A 5,251-nucleotide genomic window follows, 5' to 3' on the forward strand; every position below is an offset into this window, starting at 1 on the left:
TCCAATTTTTTGATAAGAGAGTACGATAGCCATGCTTGAGAAATCAAAAATGGTGCTGCAAACTGAAATGCCCTTTTTTGTGGGCATGGTGAAGTTCGGCTAAACTTTTTGGGCAACCCCCCATTTTTCTCGACCAAGAGATAATTCACTTCAGAATTGGAGAACCGCATGAAAGCAGTTGGTTTTCAACAACCCGGACCGATTGAACGGCAAGATGCACTGCAAGATATCACTCTGGGAAAACCTGTAGCACATGGAAGAGATCTGCTGGTTGAGATCAAGGCGGTTTCTGTCAATCCTGTCGACACAAAGGTTCGGGTCAACCGTCAACCACAACCGGATAGCTGGGAGATCCTAGGGTATGACGCGGTAGGAGTTGTCAACGTGATTGGGCCTGAGGTGGAGTACTTCAAAGTAGGAGATGAAGTTTTTTACGCGGGGGTCATCAACCGACCTGGGACCAATAGCGAATTCCATTTGGTAGATGAGCGGATTGTTGGTAGAAAGCCAGCAAACCTGAGTGATTCTGAGGCAGCAGCATTGCCGCTAACAGCAATTACAGCCTGGGAGATGTTGTTTGACCGACTGGAGGTGCAACGCCCAACGGTAGAAGGTGGTAAGTTGATCCTAGTGATTGGCGGAGCTGGGGGTGTTGGTTCGATCACCTTGCAACTCTTGAGGGCAATGACTGATTTGACAATTATCGCTACTGCCTCTCGCCCAAGGACAAAACAGTGGGGCATCGATTCAGGGGCCCATCATTTGATTAATCACAGTCAGTCTCTGGCTTCACAGATTGAGGCATTGGGATTGGGTAAGCCAGGATTTGTATTTTCCACTACATAAACGGATCTTCACTACAATGACATTGTTGAACTGATTGCCCCACAGGGCCGTTTTGGTCTGATCGATGATCCTCCAACATTGGATGCGAAGCCACTGAAGATGAAATCCATCTCACTCCATTGGGAACTGATGTTCACCCGACCACTCTTTAGCACTCCGGATATCGAAGAGCAACGTACTCTACTGAATCAAGTTGCTGATCTTGTGGAAGCTGGAAAGATTCGTTCTACTGCGACCGAAGTTATTGGTAAAATCAACGCTGCCAATCTCAAAAAGGTTCATGCCCAACTTGAGAGCAAAACGACCCGGGGTAAGATCGTTCTCGAGGGATTCTGATTTAATTTCAGAACCAACAAGTCCACTTCCCAAATCCAAGAGCAAAACTCCAGCATTCTCTCACCAAAAAATGTCAGCACCACTTGCCTTTGAAAGCCAATCTACTTGGTACGAAGCTCCGGCGGAGCGTCAGCCTGTCGGAGAGCCTCTCTCTGGTTCAGTAGAGACCGATGTCTGCATTGTGGGAGCAGGCTTGGCGGGTCTGTTTCTCGCTAAGGAACTAACAGAACGCAATCGCCCAGCCCTGATCATTGAAGCTCGCCGAATTGGAGCGGGCGCTTCTGGTAGACATGGTGGCTTTTGTAGCCCAGGTTGGGCGTGCCGGGAAGCACAAATTGAGGAGCGGGTGGGACTTGTCAAGGCCAAGGCTCTGTTTGATCTCTCTCATGAGGGCTGTCAGATTGTCAAGGATGTGTTGACCACTGCGGATGTTTCTTACACTTCCGGTATTCTTCATCCCTCCACTTACAGCAACGCAGACGGTTTACTGAGGACACAAGAGAGAATGGACAAGGATTTTGGTTACCAGTTGGAGTTCCTCGACTCTGACATGGTCAAGGGTCTGCTGGATACCTCCCAGTACTACCAGGCCTGGTGTGATCCAAAGGGTTTTCATTTCGATGCCTTGGAACTCTGCCTGTTGCTTGGAGAAGCTTTGCAAAAACAAAGTGTGCCAATCTATGAAGAAACCTTGATGAAGCAGTTCCAACGGACCTCATCTGGCTGGGAAGTGACAAATCAGCAAGGAACTGTGCGTTGCAAGCATCTGGTCTTCTGCTGTGGCGGCTATGGAGGAAAAGAGTTTGCCAAGCTGCGTACCAAGTTTTGCCGATCACGACCTATGTTGTCGTCACCCGACCACTCGGTAAGAAACTCCAACAGGCTATCCGGACAACCGATGGCATTTCAGATGGGCGTCGTGCTGGCAATTACTATCGGATTGTTAAGGGAGATCGCCTATTGTGGGATGGAGACATCACTGCCTTTGGAGAGGTCAACTCAACCCGTATCTCTGAAAAAATGAGTCGTGATTTAGCTAGCGTCTACCCCCAGTTGGTTGATGAATCTGGTTCCATTCCTGTCGAGTATTCGTGGTCCGGCTTGATGGGTTACGCAGAGCATATGATGCCACAATTGGATCACTCGAAAAAGATCTCTGGGCCTGCACCAGCTTCGGGGGACATGGTGTCAACACAGCACCTATCGGAGCTCGACTCGTAGCAGAAGGACTCTGTGGTATATCAGAGCGCTGGCATGCTTTTGAACCCTTCGGCTTTCCCTGGAATGGTGGCTTCCTCGGACCCTTCGCTGTTGAATCGTCCTACCGTAAAATGCAACTTGGTGATCACTGGCGGGCCCTCCGTTCCCGTTAGTGAGAGCTGCCAAAATTGCCTCTGATCTAATCTAACCAATTTGCAAATTGATTTGGATTCAACGCAGTCTGAGACCCCGTGCCAACTGGGATTGGAAGGACTACGTCAGTGGTGGGTGAAGGGTTTTCCTCAAAAAAATCTCAACAAGAAGTTTAAATTCAATTTGATAGTAGATATGCACTCAGGAGAGTATCTTAATTTTCCTAAAATGAATCAATCTCACTCTTGAGTAAGGCAGATAAATGAAATACCGAAAACTGGGCAAGACAGGGTACGAGGTGAGTTCGATTTCCATGGGTTGTTGGGGAATCGGGGGGCAGTGGGGTCCCATCGAAGAAGCACAGGTGATCCGTACGATTGAGGCAGCCATCGAGGTAGGCGTCAACCTGTTTGATACTGCAGATTCCTATGGTCTTGGGCAGAGCGAGTTCTACACGGGCAAGGCTTTACAGAACAAGCGCGACAAAGTCTTCATTGCGACCAAGGTTGGCAATTGGGGCAGAAGGGTTGGGGATCCGGTAGGGTTGAAAACCATTCACAGCATCATCAATTGCTGCCATGCCAGCTTGTATCGACTCGGCACCGATACATTGATCTCTACCAGTGCCATGTCGGGACTCCAGAAAACCCAGAAATCTTTGTGGAGGCTTTTGAGTTGCTCAAGCAGCAGGGGAAAATTCGTCATTATGCGATTTCAACAAATGATTTGGAAGCTCTGAAGGCCATCAACGTGGCAGAGAACTGCGCTGCCTGCCAGATTGATTATTCGGTATTGAGCAGAAGCGCAGAAAAGGACATCCTGCCCTATTGCCTACAAAACAACATTGGAGTGCTGTTGCGTGGTCCAATTGCGCAAGGTCTGTTGGCGGACAAGTTTGGCCCAGAGACTCGTTTCACGGATTCGGTTCGTCAGAAGTGGAATCCGGATGGGGATCAACGAGCAAAGTTTCTTGGTGAGTTAGAGAAAGTGACGCAGCTGAGGGAGTTGGTGACTCCTGAGCAGAGCATGCTTGATTTGGCATTGCAGTTTGTGCTGGCCAATCCTGCGGTCACCTGCCCCATTCCTGGAATGAAATCCCCGGAACAAGCCAGGTTGAATGTCGTGGCCTTCGACTGCGAGTTGGATGCAGAGACCCTGCGTAGAATTGATGAAATCTGTCCACCAGAAGCTTGAGGTAAACTATCACTGGCCCCGCTGACGCAAGATCTCGTTCCGAGTGTCCCTGCTCATTGGAGAGACACTCTTCAGCCAGAATTCTTCATAAGAATCTGGGGCCAGTTGTTGCCAAAGGAAAAAGGGGGCAACCAGACCGACCAGGATCAGAGCAACTACCCACAAGGCTCTGAAAAGATCACGCAAGGGTGACTCGTTGCTTGAACAGGCAAACAGCTACATCCCAACTGGCTGGGTCAGTCAACAGATCGCCTCAATCAGATAGGGGCCCGGTGCAGAGAATCCATGATTCATCGCCTGTTGAAGTTCTTCAGCCGTTTCCACACGGACGCCTTCCACGCCCATTCCCGCTGCCATCTCCACCCAGTTCAAGTAGGGATTTTCCAAGTCAAAGAGTCGACGGGTATTTTTTCCTGGCTGAGCGCCGACATTACGAAGTTCACCATGGAGAATAGCGTAGCTGCGATTGGCATAAATCACCGTGGTCACATTCAATTGCTCACGGGCCTGGGTCCAGAGTGATTGTAACGTGTACATAGCGCTGCCATCTCCAGATAGACTAAGCACTGGACGATCCCGACAGGCTACCGCAGCTCCCGTTGCTAAGGGCATACCCTGACCGATTGATCCACCGGTGATGAAGAGCCAGTCATGGGGAGGACAACCCTTGGTGAAATCCAGCAGATTGCGACCCATGCTGATCGACTCATCACTGACGATTGCTCCTTCGGGTAGTACGTTTGCGACTACCGCCGAGATCGTATCGCTGTCCAGCTTTCCAGATGGTATCTCAGGAAGATCGGACGGTTGGCGCTGGATTTCTGCATTCTCAGCACCCAGCATTTTTGCAAGATCGACGAGCGCTTGTGGACCATCCTCGGGGACTGTCGCCAGTGTATGGATCTGACAATCCTCGGACAGCAGTAAGCTGGGCTTGTTGGGGTAAGCAAAGAAGGCGACCGGTGGCTTGGTGTTGACCAGAATCGCATGCTTGAAACGCTTGGTCGCATCGAGAGCGACGTCGACAACATATGGCATCCGGGGAACGTGCACTTTTCCTACCCCTCTTTGGATTCGAGCGGCAGCAAACTCGGTCATCAGGCTGACTCCAGAGTGACTCACCAACTTCCCAGCCCACTCCAAGGATGATTCACGCAGGGTCTTTCCACCGAGGAGGATCAAGACGTCTTCTTCCTTACGAATAACCCGGGCACAATGTTCCAGCGCTTTCTTCGATACTTTCCTGACAGCTCGAACGGCAGGTACTGGAGGAGCTTGCTTGAATTCACCAGCATCTTGCCACGCAGCATCTGCTGGCAGGACCAGTGAGGCGATGCAGCCGGGAGCCTTCTGTGCTTCAGCGATCGCTTGAGCTGTCGTGGCAGCCACCTCCGTAGGATTGCGAGCAGTTTTCACCCAGTCCGACATGGGCCGTGCAATTCCTTCGATATCTGCATTTAGGGGAGCATCATGCTCGATGTGGTAGGTAGCGTGTTCCCCGATGACGTTGACCATCGGTGTG

General features: G+C 50.6%; 4 protein-coding genes and 2 pseudogenes. 4 read left to right on the plus strand and 2 right to left on the minus strand.

Annotation, left to right across the window (positions count from 1 at the left end; translation table 11 throughout):
• The first annotated feature begins 168 nt into the window (after positions 1 to 168).
• The 4 genes and pseudogenes from P8O70_02945 to P8O70_02960 all read left to right on the plus strand — a co-directional run bounded on the left by P8O70_02945 (position 169) and on the right by P8O70_02960 (position 3,729).
• Positions 169 to 1,182 (plus strand): annotated as a pseudogene (locus tag P8O70_02945) (zinc-binding alcohol dehydrogenase family protein).
• Positions 1,183 to 1,252: 70 nt separating this feature from the next.
• On the plus strand, positions 1,253 to 2,206 hold the full coding sequence (locus P8O70_02950) for an FAD-binding oxidoreductase (protein MDG2195841.1): 954 nt from the start codon (positions 1,253 to 1,255) through the stop codon (positions 2,204 to 2,206).
• Between the two features lie 67 nt (positions 2,207 to 2,273).
• The gene (locus P8O70_02955) at positions 2,274 to 2,555 is read left to right on the plus strand and encodes a hypothetical protein (GenBank protein ID MDG2195842.1); all 282 of its coding nucleotides are present in this window, start codon (positions 2,274 to 2,276) and stop codon (positions 2,553 to 2,555) included.
• 293 nt (positions 2,556 to 2,848) lie between these two features.
• Positions 2,849 to 3,729: pseudogene (locus P8O70_02960) on the plus strand (aldo/keto reductase).
• A gap of 9 nt (positions 3,730 to 3,738) precedes the next feature.
• Here the strand turns inward: P8O70_02960 and P8O70_02965 are convergent.
• Both P8O70_02965 and P8O70_02970 read right to left on the minus strand, forming a co-directional pair.
• Positions 3,739 to 3,915, minus strand: coding sequence for a hypothetical protein (locus P8O70_02965; protein MDG2195843.1), 177 nt, complete (start codon positions 3,913 to 3,915; stop codon positions 3,739 to 3,741).
• Between the two features lie 54 nt (positions 3,916 to 3,969).
• A partial coding sequence (locus P8O70_02970) for an acetolactate synthase large subunit (protein MDG2195844.1) occupies positions 3,970 to 5,251 on the minus strand: 1,282 nt, incomplete at its 5' end.

This window comes from SAR324 cluster bacterium, assembly GCA_029245725.1.
GTDB lineage: Bacteria > SAR324 > SAR324 > SAR324 > NAC60-12 > JCVI-SCAAA005.